Below are 14,731 nucleotides of genomic sequence, written 5' to 3' on the forward strand. Positions count from 1 at the left end.
GAGAGGGTTTTCCAGCAAAGGAGCTTGGCGTGTTCGGTTATTACCTCGACTTGGCCCTGCGCAGCCTGAAGCGCAACAGGATGCTGACGGCGCTGATGGTGCTGGCCATCGGCCTGGGCATCGGCGCCAGCATGACCATGCTGACGGTGCTGCACGTGATGACGGCCGACCCCGTTCCGGGCAGGAGCGCGAGGCTGTTCTACCCGCAGGTCGATCCGCAGCCGATGGAGAACTACAAGAAAGGCGAGGGGCCGCCGGACCTGTGGACCTGGACCGACGCCATGAACCTGCTGCACGACGGCAAGGGCGTGCGCCAGGCGGCGATGTCCGGCGGCCAGGTGACGGTGGTCCCGCCGGGCGGGGTGACGCGCGCCTTCAATGCGCATGCGCGCTATACCACGGCCGACTTCTTCGCCATGTTCGGCCTGTCGTTCGCCGACGGCGGCGGCTGGGATGCCGGCGACGACGGCAAGCGGGCGCGCGTGGCGGTGATCACGCGCCAGCTCGCGGACAAGCTGTACGGCACGCCGCATGCTGCGGGTCGGACGCTGCGGCTGGGCAAGTACGATTTCCGCGTGGCCGGCGTCGTCGACGACTGGCATCCGGTGCCGCACTTCTACGATCTGAACATGGGCGACTATGCCGATCCGGAGCAGGTCTATGTCCCGCTCGGGACGGCCATCGGCCTCAAGCTTTCCACCATGGGCAGCATGAGCTGCTGGGGCGATTTCCCGCAGGACGGCGACATGGCCAAGGCATCCGGGTGCATGTGGATGCAGTACTGGGTCGAACTGGACACCCCCGCCCAGGTCGCGGCGTATCGCCAGTATCTCGTGCACTACTCGGAAGACCAGAAGCAACTGGGCCGTTTCGAGCGGGCGCCGAATACGCGCCTGCGCGACGTGATGCAGTGGCTGGACTACAACCACGTGGTGCCCGGCAGCGTGCAGTTGCAGACCCTGCTGGCGCTGGGTTTCCTGCTGGTGTGCCTGGTCAACACGGTGGCCCTGCTGCTGGTGAAGTTCCTGCGCCGAGGCGGCGAGCTGTCGGTGCGGCGGGCCATGGGCGCCTCGCGGCGCTCGGTGTTCGTGCAGTTGCTGGTGGAGGCGGCACTGGTGGGGTTGGCCGGAGGCGTCATCGGCCTGCTGCTGTCGCTGTTCGGCCTGTGGGTGGTGCGGCAGCAGCCGACCCAGTATGCCGGGCTGGCGCACCTGGACACGACGATGTCGGCGGCAACGTTCGCATTGGCGGTCTGCGCGACCTTGCTGGCGGCCGTATTCCCGGCCTGGCGCGCCTGTCGCCTGGTGCCGGCCCGCTTGCTGAAGACGCAGTGAGGCCATGGCCATGCTTCCCATCGTTTCCGCACTGAAGCATCACAAGACCACGGTCGTGCTGGTGGCGCTGGAAATCGCGCTGACCTGCGCCATCGTCACCAACGCGCTGTTCCTGATTCGCGACCGGCTGGCCTTCATGCACATGACGACCGGCGTCGCCGACAACGAGCTGGTGTGGGTGCGCACGCAGACCCTCGACCTGGGCCAGGAGGCCGACAAGGATTCCCACGCGGGCGTCGTCGCCGCCGACCTGGCGGCGCTGCGCGGCCTGCCCGGCGTCGAGTCGGTGGCGATGACCAATGCGTTGCCGCTGGGCGGCAGCTATTCCAGCACCGTCGTCTACAGGCGGCCCGGCGACAAGTCGGATTCGCTTTCCAACGTGGTCGAATACCTGGGTTCGCCCGGCATGCTGAGGACCCTGGGCATCAGCTTGTCCGAGGGACGCGACTTCCAGCCTCGCGAATACTCGGACTATCAGACTTTCGGCCAGAAATCGCCGCCGCCGACGGCGGTCATCGTCACGCGCAGTTTCGCGCAGCAGATGTGGCCGGGCGAGGACCCGCTGGGCAAGCCGATCTATCTCGGCGAGCAGGGCGAGCATGCCACGTACGTGGTGGGCGTGGCCGGGCATCTGCTGAACCCGGCCATCAACAAGTACCAGGGCATCGACCGCGGCATGATCCTGCCCGTACGGCAGGTGAGGGACAACAGCGCGTACGTATTGCGCGTGCGTCCGGACGCACGCGCCAGCGTCGCCCGCGCCATACCCGGCGCGCTGCAGCAGGTGGACCCTGCCCGCAAGATCGAGGCGCATGTCTATACCGACACCATCGCCCAATACTTCCAGGGCGACCGCGCCATGGTCTGGCTGCTGCTGGTGGTGATCGGCTGCCTGCTGACGCTGACTGCGCTGGGTGTGGTCGGCCTGTCCAGCTTCTGGGTCCAGCAGCGCACGCGCACCATCGGCATCCGCCGCGCCATCGGCGCCACGCGGCACGACATCCTGCGCTACTTCCTGGCCGAGAACTTCCTGATCGTCAGCCTGGGCATCGTGGCCGGCAGCGCGGGCGCCGTGGGCCTGAACCTGTGGCTGATGCACCACTACGAGTTGCACCGCATGCCGCTGTCGTGGCTGCCGATCGGCGCCCTGGTGCTGTGGCTGCTGGGGCAACTGGCCGTGCTCGGCCCCGCGCTGCGCGCGGCGGCGGTGCCGCCGGTGGTGGCGACGCGCAGCGTGTGATTTTCCCCTCTCCCGATGCGGGAGAGGGCGCCCGGGGGGCGGGTGAGGGACAGGGCGGAGCGCGGCGTCGCGCTTCGGCCGAACCCTCTCCCCCGGCCCCTCCCCCGGCGGGGGAGGGGAGCAAGACGTGGCCTCTCCCGAAGGGCGAGGGTTTTCGAGCAAGGGAGCGTGGAATGTTCGGCTACTACCTGGATCTCGCACTGCGCAGCCTCAGGCGGCACATGGTGCTGGGCGTGCTGATGATGCTGGCCATCGCGCTGGGCATCGGCGCCTCGGTCACCATGCTGGCGGTGCTGCACAACCTGTCGGGCAATCCGTTGCCCGGGCGCAGCGACGTGCTGTTCCATCCGCAGGTCGATCCGCGGCCTGAGGATCTGCCGGGCGCGAAGGACGAGCCGCCGGACGACCTCGCCTACGTCGATGCGGTGAACCTCTACCGGCTCGGCATCGCGCCGCGCCGCGCGGTGATGAGCGGCAACTGGCTGCCGGTACGCAAGGATGCACCGGACAGCCCGCTGGCGATGTATACCGATCGCGCCACCACCGCCGACTTCTTCGCGATGTTCGGCGTGCCTTTCCTCTACGGCTCGGCCTGGTCGGCGCAGGACGATGCCGGCCACGCGCAGGTGGTGGTGCTGTCGCGGGCGATGAACCAGCAGCTGTTCGGCGGCGGGGACAGCGTGGGCAAGACCCTGGTGATCGCCACCAAGACCTTCCGCGTGGCCGGCGTGATCGACGACTGGAATCCGCAGCCGCATTTCTACGACTTGAACGACGGCGCCTTCGGCAAGGCCGAGCAGATGTACCTGCCGTTCTTCACCTGGCTGGATCTGCCGCAGGATTACGGCTACGGCCCGATGGACTGCTGGGGCAACGATCCGAACGCGGGCGCGCACGATCCGAAGGCGAAGCAATGCACCTGGGCGCAGTTCTGGGTACAGCTGGACACGCCCGCGCAGGTGGCGGACTACCGCGCCGCGCTCGTGCAGTACAGCACGCAGCAGCACCAGCTGGGCCGCTTCCAGCGCGCGCCCAACGTGCGCCTGCGCGGCCTGCTCGACTGGCTGGACCACAAGCACGTGATCCCGGTGACCGTGCGCATGCAGACCTGGATCGCCTTCAGCGTGCTGCTGATCTGCCTGGTCAACACGGTGGGCCTGATGGTGGCGAAATTCCTGCGCAAGGCGGGCGAGATCGGCGTGCGCCGCGCGCTGGGCGCTTCGCGCCGCGACGTGTTCGCGCAGTGCCTGGTCGAGGCCGGCGTGGTGGGCGTGGCCGGCGGCCTGCTCGGCCTGCCGCTGGCGTGGCTGGGCCTGTGGATGGTGCGCCAGCAGCCGGTGAACTTCGCCGCCTCCGCGCACCTCGACCCTTCCATGCTGGGCGTGGCGCTGGCGCTGGCCGTGCTGTCGGCACTCGGCGCCGGCCTGTGGCCCGCCTGGCGCGCCTCGCGCGTGGCCCCCGCCTTGCAGGTGAAGTCGCTATGAGAATCCTGTTCCAGATCCGCCCCATCCTCGCGGCATTGCGCAGCCACAAGACGGCCGTGATGCTGCTGATGCTGGAGATCGCGCTGACCATGGCGGTGCTCGGCAACCTGGTGTTCGTCGTCTACGGCACCGTCCAGCGTTCGCGCGTGCCGACGGGCGTGGACGAGAGCCGCATCGGCGTGATCCAGAGCATCGGCGTGATCGGCACCGCCAACAGCGGAACCATCGAAAACGACCTCGCGGTACTGCAAGCGGTGCCGGATGTGGTGGCGGCCACGTATGGCGGTCCGCCGCTGTGGTTCACCCAGCGCGATTCCGTGTTCCTCGATCCGTCCCACGGCCACAAGCTCGGCAGGGTCTACGAGTTCCAGGGCAGCCAGGGGCTGAGCCGCACGCTGGGTGCGCGCATCGTCCATGGCGTGGACCTCGACGACAACGAGATACCCGCCGTGACCAGGTACACGCCCACCATGGAGATTCCCGTCCTGATGACGAAGGCCCTGGGGCAGCACCTGTTTCCGGACGGTCGTGCGCTGGGCGGCGTCATCTACGACAGCGGCAACAACCCGTTGCGCGTCGTCGGCATCGTCGACCACTTGCGGGGCAGCATCACCGGCAGCCCGGACGACGACTGGTCCATCGTGACCGAGTTCATGTACGGCCACCAGGATGGCGGTGGCGGCTTCATGATCCGCGTCCGCGATGCCGCGCAATTGCCGGAGGCGTTGCGCGCCGCGGCTGCCGCTTTGCAAAAGGCCAACCCGGGCCATGTGAGCAACAAGACGTTCACCATGGCCGAGCTGCGTGCGGACTACTTCAAGAGCGACCTTGCCTCCGGCCGCATGCTGGTGGCGATCCTGCTGATCCTGCTGGTGGTCACCGCGCTGGGCGTGAGCGGGCTGGCCAGCTTCTGGGTGCAGCAGCGGCGCCGGCAGATCGGCATGCGCCGCGCGCTGGGCGCCACGCGGCGCGACATCCTGCGCTACTTCCAGGCCGAGAACTTCCTCATCGTGAGCGGCGGCGTGCTGCTCGGTGCGGTGTTCGCCTATGCGCTGAACCTGTTCCTGATGCGCCGCTTCGAACTGGCCCATTTGCCGGCGCATTACCTGCTGGCCGGCGCCGTCGTGCTGTGGCTGCTCGGCCAGCTGGCCGTGCTCGGCCCGGCGCTGCGCGCCTCGGCGGTGCCGCCGGTGGTGGCGACGCGGAGCGTGTGATGTTTTTCCCCCTCCCCGAAAGGGGAATCCCGGATGGCGGAGGTGAGTGATGTTCGGTTACTACCTGGACCTCGCGTTGCGCAGCCTGAAGCGCAACAAGGTGCTTACCGCGTTGATGGTGCTGTCGCTGGCGCTGGGCATCGGTGCCTGCATCACCACCACGACCGTGTTGCGGCTGCTTTCGGGCGATCCGTTGCCGCAGAAGAGCGACCGGCTGTTCTATCCGCAGGTCGATCCCAACGGCAAGCAAGGCTATATCGCCGGCCAGACGGAACCACCGTCGACGATGCCTTACATCGACGCGATGTACCTGCTGCACGCGCGCCGGGCGAAACGGCAGGCGGTGGTGGCGTTGACCTCGGGCAAGATCGCGCCGCAGCGGGCCAATGAACGGCCCTTCTACAGCGACGGGGTGCAGACCACGGCGGATTTCTTCGGCCTGTTCGACGCGCCCTTCCAGTACGGCGGCAGCTGGACGGCGGCGGACGACGAGGGCGGCGCCCAGGTGATCGTGATCGCGGGCTTCCTCAACCAGAAGCTGTTCGGCGGCGCCAACAGCGTGGGCAGGACGATCCGCATGAATGACCACGACTTCCGCATCGTCGGCGTGCTCAAGCCGTGGTCGCCGCAGCCGCGCTTCTACGCGCTGGACCTGGGCGGGCACGACTATGGCGGCGACGGCGACGCGATGTTCCTGCCGCTGAAGACCGCCATCGACCTGAAGATGGGGCCGCAGGACCTCGAGTGCTACGACACGGTCACCAACATGGACGACCTCGCGGCGGCGCCGTGCCGGTGGCTGGGCGTGTGGGTGGAACTGCCGGACCAGGCCGCGGTGGCCGACTACCGCATGTTCCTCGCCAACTATGCGCGGGAGCAGGTGGCCCAGGGTCGCTTCAGCCGCGACGAGACCGCCATGCTGGACCTGGTGGACTGGCTGCGCCACGAGCAGGTGGTGCCCGACGACGTGCGGCTGCAGGCCGGCCTGGCGTACGGCTTCCTGCTGATCTGCGTGCTGAACACGGTGGGCCTGCTGCTGGCCAAGTGCCTGCGTCGCTCGCGCGAGATCGGCGTGCGCCGCGCGCTGGGCGCCACGCGCGGCGCGGTCTTCGCCCAGTTCATGGTCGAGGCCGCCATCGTCGGCCTGGTCGGCGGCGTGCTGGGCCTCGGCTTCGCCGAGCTGGGCCTGTTCGGCATACGCCACCAGCCCGCCGAGTACGCCAGCCTCGCGCACCTGGATGTGTCGATGTTCCTGTTCACCTTCGTGGTGGCGCTGCTGGCCAGCCTGGTCGCCGGCCTGCTGCCCGCGTGGCGCGCCTGCGCAGTGGCGCCGGCACCACAGCTGAAAGCCAGTTGAGGAGATGCCCATGGAAATCCGTCCGATACTCGCCAGCCTGCGCAAGCACCGCATCCCCACCGTGCTCATCGTGCTGGAGATCGCGCTGACCTGCGCGGTGCTCTGCAACGCGGTGTTCATGATCGGCCAACGCGTGGCCGCCATCCGCCTGCCCAACGCCATCGACGAGCGCAACCTGAGCATGGTCACGCTGGGCGGCACCGACGAGAAAACCTCCGGCAGCGACATCCCGCGCAACCTGGCGGCGCTGCGCGGGATTCCCGGCGTGCAGTCCGCGGCCGTGGTCAGCACGCTGCCGCTCAGCCACAACAATTGGGGGTGGAGCTTCGGCACCAGGCCGGACGCGTCCACCTTCGACAAGAAGACGGTCAACTTCTCGCTGTTCTTCCTCGGCGAGGGCGCCGAGCAGGCGCTGGGCCTGCGTCTGCTGGAAGGGCGTTTCTTCAACGCCGACGACTACGCGGGCAGCTCGTTCGGCAGCGCGCCCCTGCCGGAGACGCACGTGACCCTGGTGACGCGCAGCGTGGCGGAGCGGCTGTGGCCCGGGCAATCGGCGCTGGGCAAGACCTACTACTCCATGCCGCACTACTACACCGTGGTCGGCGTGGTCGCCGACGTGCTGCGGCCGAACATCGGCAGCCAGGGCGAGGACTGGAGCTACTACAGCGCCTTCTTCCCGCTGAGCGCGGGCGGCTCCAAGGGCAACCTCCGGCGCTACGTGCTGCACAGCGCGCCGGGCGACCGCGGGCGCGTGATGCGCGCGGCGGAGCAGAAGCTGGCCGCGCTGAATCCCAACGGAGTGACCAAGGGCATGCTCTACACCGACATGCGCGACCAGTACTTCGCCGACATGCGCAGCATGGCGTGGATGCTGGTGCTGGTGTGCGCGGTGATGCTGGCGGTGACCGCGTTCGGCATCGTCGGCCTCACCAGTTTCTGGGTGGGCCAGCGGCGCCGGCAGATCGGCATCCGCCGCGCGGTGGGCGCCAGCCGCGGCCACATCATGCAGTACTTCCAGACCGAGAATTTCCTGCTCAGCGGCGCCGGCGTGGTGCTGGGCATGGCGCTGGCCTACGGCATCAACCTGTACCTGATGCGGCACTACGAGACCGCGAGCATGCCCTGGTACTACCTGCCGGTCAGCGCGGTGGCGTTGTGGGCCCTGGGCCAGCTCGCGGTGCTCGGTCCCGCGCTGCGCGCTGCGGCGGTGCCGCCGGTGGTGGCGACGCGGAGCGTGTGAGCTTTTCCCCTCTCCCGCCTGCGGGAGAGGGGAGCAAGGCATGGCCTCTCCCGCCCGCGGGAGAGGGGGTTCGATCAAGGAGGGATGCAATGTTCGGCTACTACCTCGACCTGGCATGGCGCAGCCTCAAGCGCACACCGATCCTCACCGGCCTGATGGTTCTGGCGATCGGCCTGGGCATCGGCGCGTCGATGACCATGCTGACGGTGCTGCACGTGATGACGGACGACCCGCTGCCAGGACGCAGCGCGCAGCTGTACACGCCGCATCTCGATCCGCTGCCGCTGGATCACAAGCGACGCGGCGATGGTCCCGATGCCAGCGACAACCTCACCTGGCCCGACGCGATGGCCTTGCTCAAGGCGCATCGCGCCACGCGGCAGGCGGCGATGGCGGGCGGTTCCCTGCTGGTGCGTCCTGGCCGTACCGATTTGCGGCCGTTTTACGTGGACGGCCGCTACGCCACCGCGGATTTCTTTGCGATGTTCGGCATGTCGTTCGAGCACGGCAGCGGCTGGGGCGCGGCGGACGACGCGGCCGGTGCGCGGGTGGTGGTGCTGGGCGAAACGCTGGCGCGCAAGCTGTTCGGCGGTGCCGACGCCGTGGGCCGGACGGTGCGGCTGGGCGACAGCGATTTCCGCGTGACCGGCGTGGTGGCCGACTGGGCGCCGCAGCCGATGTTCTATGCCGATGCTTCGGTCAAGCGTTACAGCGATGCCGACCAGTTCTTCCTGCCGTTGTCGGCGGCGGTCGATTTGAAGCTGGACGTCAACGGCAATTTCAGCAGCTGGGGCCAGGATCATGCGGAAACGCGCATGACCAGCCCCACCACGACCTGGCTGCAATTCTGGGCGCAGCTGGACACGCCCATGCAGGTGGCCGCCTACCGGCAATACCTGGCCGACTATTCCGCGCAGCAGAAGGCGCTGGGCCGCTTCCAGCGGCCGCCCGCGAACGCGAAGCTCTACGGCCTGATGGACTGGCTGGCGCACGAGAACCTGGTGCCGAACGACGTGCGGCTGCAGCTGTGGCTGGCATTGGGTTTCCTGTTCGTCTGCATGCTCAACATCGTGGCTCTGCTGCTGGCCAAGTTCCTGCGGCGCAGCGGCGAAATCAGCGTGCGCCGCGCGCTAGGGGCGGGGCGGCGCGACATCTTCGTGCAACTGGGCATCGAATCCGCCTTGATCGGCGTGGCCGGCGGCGCGCTGGGCCTGCTGGTTGCGCAACTCGGCTTGTGGAGCATCCGCCAACGTCCCGACGACTACGCGCATCTGGCGCAGATGGATGGGGCGATGCTGCTCGGCACCCTGGTGCTGGCCGTGCTCGCCAGCGTGCTGGCCGGCCTGTTGCCCGCGTGGCGTGCCTGTCGCGTGGCACCCGCACTGCAACTCAAGGGTGTGTAGGAGCGCGCCTTGCGCGCGATGGAGCCGGCGACCGGCTCCCGTCACCGAAGACAGGAAACCGCCATGCAAATCCGTCCCATCCTTTCCACCCTGCGCCACCACAAGCTCACCGCCATCCTGCTGACCCTGCAGGTGGCGTTTACCTGCGCCATCGTCTGCAACGTGGTGTTCATGGTGGTCAACCGCGTGCATCGCATCGGCGTGCCCACCGGTATTGCCGAAAACGAGCTGTCGGTGATCCGCAGCACCGGCATCGAGAAGAACGAGAACGCGCAGGCGCAGCATGCCGCCGACCTGGCGGCGCTGCGGGCGATACCCGGCGTGAAGTCGGTGGTGGCGGTGAGCTATTCGCTGCCGCTGAACCAGGACGAGTCAACCAGTGGCATCTGCCCCAGCAAGCAGGCGCTGGATCGCGCGATACAGCTCAATTCGATAGATGGCAGCGGTTGCCTGGAACCCAGCGTCTACGACGGCACGCCCGGTTTGATCGACACGCTGGATTTGCATCTGGTCGCGGGGCGGGATTTCCGGCCGGGCGAGTACGTGACCCAGGGCAAGCCCCCCGTTACCATCATCACGCGCGCCTTGGCGCAGCACATGTATCCGGGGCAGTCGGCGTTGGGGCAGAGCATGTACGACGGCGACAGGTTCATCCGCGTCGTGGGCATCGTCGACACGCTGTTGCGCCCGAACCTGCGCCAACCGGGCGTCGACTACGACAGCATGATCCTGCCGCAGCTGCCCGACGATTCTGTCGTGACGTATGTGCTGCGCAGCGCGCCGCAGGATCGCCAGCGTGTGCTCGCGGCCGCGGCGGCCACGCTGGTCAAGGTCAACCCGAACCGCATCATCAATCCGAAGCGGATGCAGGCCTACAGCCAGATCCGCGCCGCCTACTTCCAGCGCGACACCACCATGATCGGCCTGCTCGTCGCCTCCACGCTGGGCCTGCTGTTCGTCACCGCGCTGGGCATCGCGGGGCTGGCGAATTTCTGGGTGCAGCAGCGCACGCGCAGCATCGGCATCCGCCGCGCCATCGGCGCCACGTGCGGCGACATCCTGCGCTACTTCCAGGCCGAGAACTTCCTGATCGTCGGCGCCGGCGTCGTGCTGGGCGTACTTCTGGCAGTGGCGCTGAACCTGCTGCTCATGACGCACTACGAGCTGCCGCGGCTGCCGCTCTGGTACCTGCCGGTGGGCGCGCTGGTGCTGTGGGCGCTGGGCCAGCTCGCGGTGCTGTCGCCGGCGTTGCGCGCCTCGCGGGTGCCGCCGGTGGTGGCGACGCGCTCGGTGTAGGTGCGCACCCCGTGCGCGATGGTTGAAGCCAAAAGCCATCGTGCCCGAGGCGCGCTCCTGCAGAAAGGGAAACGAGGGGAGACGGATGTTCGACTACTACCTGCGACTGGCCCTGTGCCGCTGCCGGCAGAACGTGCCGATGATGCTGTTGCTGGTGCTGACCATGGCCATCGGCATCGCCTCGTGCATGACGGCGATGACGATCTTCCGCGCGCTGTCCGGCGCGCCGCTGCCGGGCGTCAGCCCCTACCTCCACGTGGCGACCATGGACGCGCGCGAGGCGGTGGACAAGGACAACCCCGACTACAAGCGGCCGGACAGCCTGCTCAAGCTGGCCGATGCGAAGGCCCTGGTCGATGCGCACCGCGCCGTGCAGCAGGTGGCGGTGGCGCAGAGTCTGACGCGGCTCGGCAACCCGGACGGCGACACGTCCTCGCAGGCCTACGGCCTGATGGCCTATGGGCCGGCGCTGCAGACCTTTGGCGTGCCGCTGCGCTACGGGCGCCCGTGGACCGAGGCCGAGCAGTCCTCGAACGCGCCCGTGGTGGTGATCGACACGCACGTGGCGCAGAAGCTGTTCGGAACCGACGACGCGGTCGGCCGCAGCGTCACGCTGGGGCAACGCAGCTTCCGCGTGATCGGCGTGATCGCGCCGTGGGCGCCGCGCATGCAGATCTTCAACCTGGGCCAGAACGCGGGCGGCGTGACGGGCCAGGACGAGAACTTCTTCGTGCCCGCACAGGCGTCGCTGGACGCGGGCGTGGGGCCGTTCACCTCCGGCGAGTGCGGCAAGGACGCGCCGGTGGTCAGCTTCCAGTCGGCGACGGTGGCGCAGTGCCGCTGGATGGAAACCTGGGTGCGGCTGGGCACGCGCGCCCAGGTGGACGCCTACGACCGCTTCCTGGCCGGCTACGCGAACGCCCAGCATGATGCCGGCCGCTTCGCCTATCCGCCGCAGGCGACGCTGTACGGCACCCAGGCGTGGATGACGCTGAACCACGTGGTACCGGATGACGTGCACCTCAACCTGATCCTGGCGGGAGGCTTCCTGCTGCTGTGCCTGGTCAACGTGGCGGGGCTGCTGGCCGCGCGCTTCCTGCGCCGGCAGGGCGACGTGGCGATCCGCCGGGCGCTGGGCGCCTCGAAGCGCGACGTGTTCATGCAGCACCTGGTGGAAACCGGGCTGCTCGGCCTGGCCGGCGGCGTGCTGGCCCTGCCGTTGACCTGGCTGGGCCTGTGGATCGTGCACATGCAGCCGGTGAGCTACGCCGATGCGGCCCGTTTCAGCCCCGACACCTTCGTGGTGCTGTTCGCGCTCTCCGTGGCCGTGGGCCTGCTGGTCGGCATCCTGCCGGCCTGGCGCGTGTGCCGGCAGCCGCCGGCGTTGCAGATCAAGATCGCGTAAGGGAGCCGTCATGCGACACATCGTCAAACCCTTGCTCCGCCACCGCATGATGCCGCTGCTGGTCGTGCTGCAGGTGGCGCTGGCCTGCGCCATCGCGTGCAACGCGCTGTTCCTGCTGCAGCAGAAGCTGGTACCGATCGTGTCCCCGGACGGCGTGGGGCACCCGGACCGCCTGCTCGTGGCGTGGAACATCGCGCCGCGCGGCCAGCCCTGGCCGACCAGCCGGCTTGGCCAGGTCGCGTCGGAGCTGCGCGCCATCCCCGGGGTGACGTCGACCAGCGTGGCCGGCTCCTGGCCGATGGAAACCGTGGCCCAGATGAACGGCAGCGTGATGGGCGAAGGCGAGCACGCAGCCAGGGCCGACGCCGCGGTCTACATCGGCAACCACATGGTCGACACCCTGGGCCTGAAGCTGGTGGCGGGGCGCGATTTCAGCGCCGCCGAGGAGGGCGTGGCCTACACGGGCATCGGCATCGACGCGAGTGGTCCGGCGATCATCACGCGCGCGCTGGCGAATCGGCTGTTCCCCGGCGGCGACGCCCTGGGCCATGTCGTGCGCATCGGCGACCAGGCCGATGCGGGGCGGCGCACGGTGGTGGGCGTGGTCGAGCACCTGATGCGCAACAAGTTCGGCCAGGACGACCGCGAGAACATCGACTACAGCATGCTGTTCCCGGGCATCCCGTCGAACTGGCCGATGCCGGTCTTCGCGGTGCGCGCCCGTTCGGCTGCGGAAGTGGACGGCGTGCTCGGGGCGGTGAAGGCCGCCATCAAGCGCGACCTCGGTCCCGACATGATCCAGGGCATCGATCCCGCCTACGAGACCTATGGCAGGCTGCGCGACCGCGCGCTGGCGCAATCGAGGGCCGCCGTGTGGCTGTTGTCCGGCGTCAGCCTGGTGGTGCTGGTGGTGACCCTGGTCGGCATCATGGGTCTCACCGGCTACTGGGTGCAGCAACGCACCCGGCAGATCGGCGTCCGCCGCGCGCTGGGCGCGCGGCGCCGGAACATCCTGCGCGAAGTGCAACTGGAAAACCTGCTGGTGGTGGGCAGCGGCGTGTTGCTGGGCCTGGCCTCGGCCTATGCCGTCAACCTGTGGCTGATGCGCCATTACGAGCTGGCCCGCCTGCCGTGGCAGTACCTGCCGCTGGGCGCCGCCCTGATGCTGCTGCTCGGCCAGCTTGCCGTGTTGTCGCCCGCGCTGCGCGCCTCGCGGGTACCGCCGGTGGTGGCCACCCGGAGCGTGTGATGCGCCGCGATGTACCTGGGGCGCCGGTCATGGCAACCTTTTCGGCCCGGGCCGCATCCATGCGGCCATGTGCAGGAAAAACATGCGAACCGTACTGATCATCGACGACAACCCGGCCGTGGGCGAGGCGCTGTCGCTGCTGCTGTCGCTGCACGACATCCGCCCGCTGGCGGCGCTGAACCCGGAGGAGGGCATGGCGGCGCTGGCGCGCGAACGGGTGGACGTGGTGATCCAGGACATGAACTTCACCGCCGACACCACCTCGGGCGAGGAGGGCGTGGCGCTGTTCCGGCAGATCCGCGGGCAGTACCCCGACCTGCCGGTGATCCTGCTCACTGCCTGGACCCACCTGGAAACCGCGGTGGAACTGGTCAAGGCCGGCGCCGCCGACTACCTGGCCAAGCCGTGGGACGACAGCAAGCTGCTGGCGACGGTGGAGAACCTGCTGGAGCTGTCCGAGTCCACCCGCGAGGTGAGCCGCGCCCGGCGCGAGCGCCAGCGCCGGCGCGAGGCGCTGGAGCAGAAGTACGACCTGGACGGCCTGGTGTTCGCCTCCGACGCGATGGCGCGTACGCTGGAACTGGCCTGCCAGGTGGCGCGCTCGGACGCCTCGGTGCTGATCACCGGCCCCAACGGCGCGGGCAAGGAGCGCATCGCGGCGATCGTGCACGCCAACTCGGCGGTGAAAAAGGGCCCGTTCGTGGCGGTGAACTGCGGCGCGCTGCCGGGCGAGCTGATCGAGGCCGAGCTGTTCGGCGCCGAGGCCGGCGCCTACACCGGCGCGAACAAGGCGCGCGAGGGCCGCTTCGAGCTGGCCGACGGGGGCACGCTGTTCCTCGACGAGATCGGCAACCTGCCGCTGCCCGGCCAGATGAAGCTGCTGCGCGTGCTGGAGACCGGCCAGTTCGAGCGCCTCGGCTCCGGCCGCACGCGCCAGGCCAAGGTGCGCGTGCTCAGCGCCACCAATGCTGATCTCAAGGCGATGATCCGCGCCGGCAGCTTCCGCGAGGATCTCTACTACCGCCTCAACGTGATCGAGGTGAACCTGCCGCCGCTGGCCGAGCGCACTGACGACATCCTGCCGCTGGCCGAGCATTTCCTCGGCGGCCGCGCCGAACTGTCCGAGGCCGCCCGCGAGGCGCTGCTCAACTACCCGTGGCCGGGCAACGTGCGCGAGCTGAAGAACGCGATCGAGCGTGCCGCGCTGCTGGCCGTCGACGGCACCATCGCGCCCGGGCAGCTCAACCTGCCGCAACACGTCTCCACCGCCGCGGTGCGCAACCTGGACGAACCCAGTCGCGAGGCGGTCGAGGCCGCGCTGGGCAAGGCCGGCGGCGTGGTGAGCCGGGCCGCGCAGTCGCTGGGCCTGTCGCGCCAGGCGCTGTACCGCCGGATGGAACGGTACGGTCTGGGCGCGCAGGAGTGACGTCCGCGCTTCTGGCAGTGGTGGCCGGACCCCGTGCCGGTGTAGAAGGGGGCGTCGTCCATGGAGCCCTGCCATGCGGTACC

At 68.9% G+C, this 14,731-nt stretch carries 11 protein-coding genes; all 11 read left to right on the forward strand.

What is annotated here, in order from left to right; translation table 11 throughout:
- The first annotated feature begins 29 nt into the window (after positions 1-29).
- The 11 genes from QMK61_RS05305 to QMK61_RS05355 all read left to right on the forward strand — a co-directional run bounded on the left by QMK61_RS05305 (position 30) and on the right by QMK61_RS05355 (position 14,648).
- Positions 30-1,334 carry an ABC transporter permease gene (locus tag QMK61_RS05305; RefSeq protein WP_302070986.1) on the forward strand — a complete coding sequence of 435 codons (1,305 nt, stop codon included), beginning with the start codon at positions 30-32 and terminating at the stop codon, positions 1,332-1,334.
- Between the two features lie 4 nt (positions 1,335-1,338).
- Positions 1,339-2,574, forward strand: coding sequence for an FtsX-like permease family protein (locus QMK61_RS05310; protein WP_302070987.1), 1,236 nt, complete (start codon positions 1,339-1,341; stop codon positions 2,572-2,574).
- 173 nt (positions 2,575-2,747) lie between these two features.
- A complete protein-coding gene (locus tag QMK61_RS05315; RefSeq protein WP_302070988.1) occupies positions 2,748-4,058 on the forward strand; it encodes an ABC transporter permease in 1,311 nt (436 codons plus the stop codon).
- Positions 4,055-5,272: an FtsX-like permease family protein gene (locus QMK61_RS05320; protein WP_302070989.1), complete on the forward strand. Its 1,218-nt coding sequence runs from the start codon at positions 4,055-4,057 to the stop codon at positions 5,270-5,272. Before QMK61_RS05315 ends, QMK61_RS05320 begins: the two co-directional genes overlap by 4 nt.
- A gap of 49 nt (positions 5,273-5,321) precedes the next feature.
- Positions 5,322-6,629 carry an ABC transporter permease gene (locus QMK61_RS05325; RefSeq protein WP_302070990.1) on the forward strand — a complete coding sequence of 436 codons (1,308 nt, stop codon included), beginning with the start codon at positions 5,322-5,324 and terminating at the stop codon, positions 6,627-6,629.
- Positions 6,630-6,639: 10 nt separating this feature from the next.
- A complete protein-coding gene (locus tag QMK61_RS05330) occupies positions 6,640-7,869 on the forward strand; it encodes an FtsX-like permease family protein (RefSeq protein ID WP_302070991.1) in 1,230 nt (409 codons plus the stop codon).
- Between the two features lie 89 nt (positions 7,870-7,958).
- A complete protein-coding gene (locus QMK61_RS05335) occupies positions 7,959-9,272 on the forward strand; it encodes an ABC transporter permease (RefSeq protein WP_302070992.1) in 1,314 nt (437 codons plus the stop codon).
- Between the two features lie 63 nt (positions 9,273-9,335).
- Positions 9,336-10,568 carry an FtsX-like permease family protein gene (locus QMK61_RS05340; RefSeq protein ID WP_302070993.1) on the forward strand — a complete coding sequence of 411 codons (1,233 nt, stop codon included), beginning with the start codon at positions 9,336-9,338 and terminating at the stop codon, positions 10,566-10,568.
- Between the two features lie 85 nt (positions 10,569-10,653).
- Positions 10,654-11,973 carry an ABC transporter permease gene (locus QMK61_RS05345; protein ID WP_302070994.1) on the forward strand — a complete coding sequence of 440 codons (1,320 nt, stop codon included), beginning with the start codon at positions 10,654-10,656 and terminating at the stop codon, positions 11,971-11,973.
- Between the two features lie 10 nt (positions 11,974-11,983).
- Positions 11,984-13,222 carry an FtsX-like permease family protein gene (locus tag QMK61_RS05350; RefSeq protein WP_302070995.1) on the forward strand — a complete coding sequence of 413 codons (1,239 nt, stop codon included), beginning with the start codon at positions 11,984-11,986 and terminating at the stop codon, positions 13,220-13,222.
- An 82-nt stretch (positions 13,223-13,304) separates the two neighbouring features.
- A complete protein-coding gene (locus tag QMK61_RS05355; protein WP_302070996.1) occupies positions 13,305-14,648 on the forward strand; it encodes a sigma-54 dependent transcriptional regulator in 1,344 nt (447 codons plus the stop codon).
- Positions 14,649-14,731: the final 83 nt, after the last annotated feature.

The sequence above is a fragment of the Fulvimonas sp. R45 genome (assembly GCF_030504985.1).
Taxonomy (GTDB): Bacteria; Pseudomonadota; Gammaproteobacteria; order Xanthomonadales; family Rhodanobacteraceae; genus Rhodanobacter_A.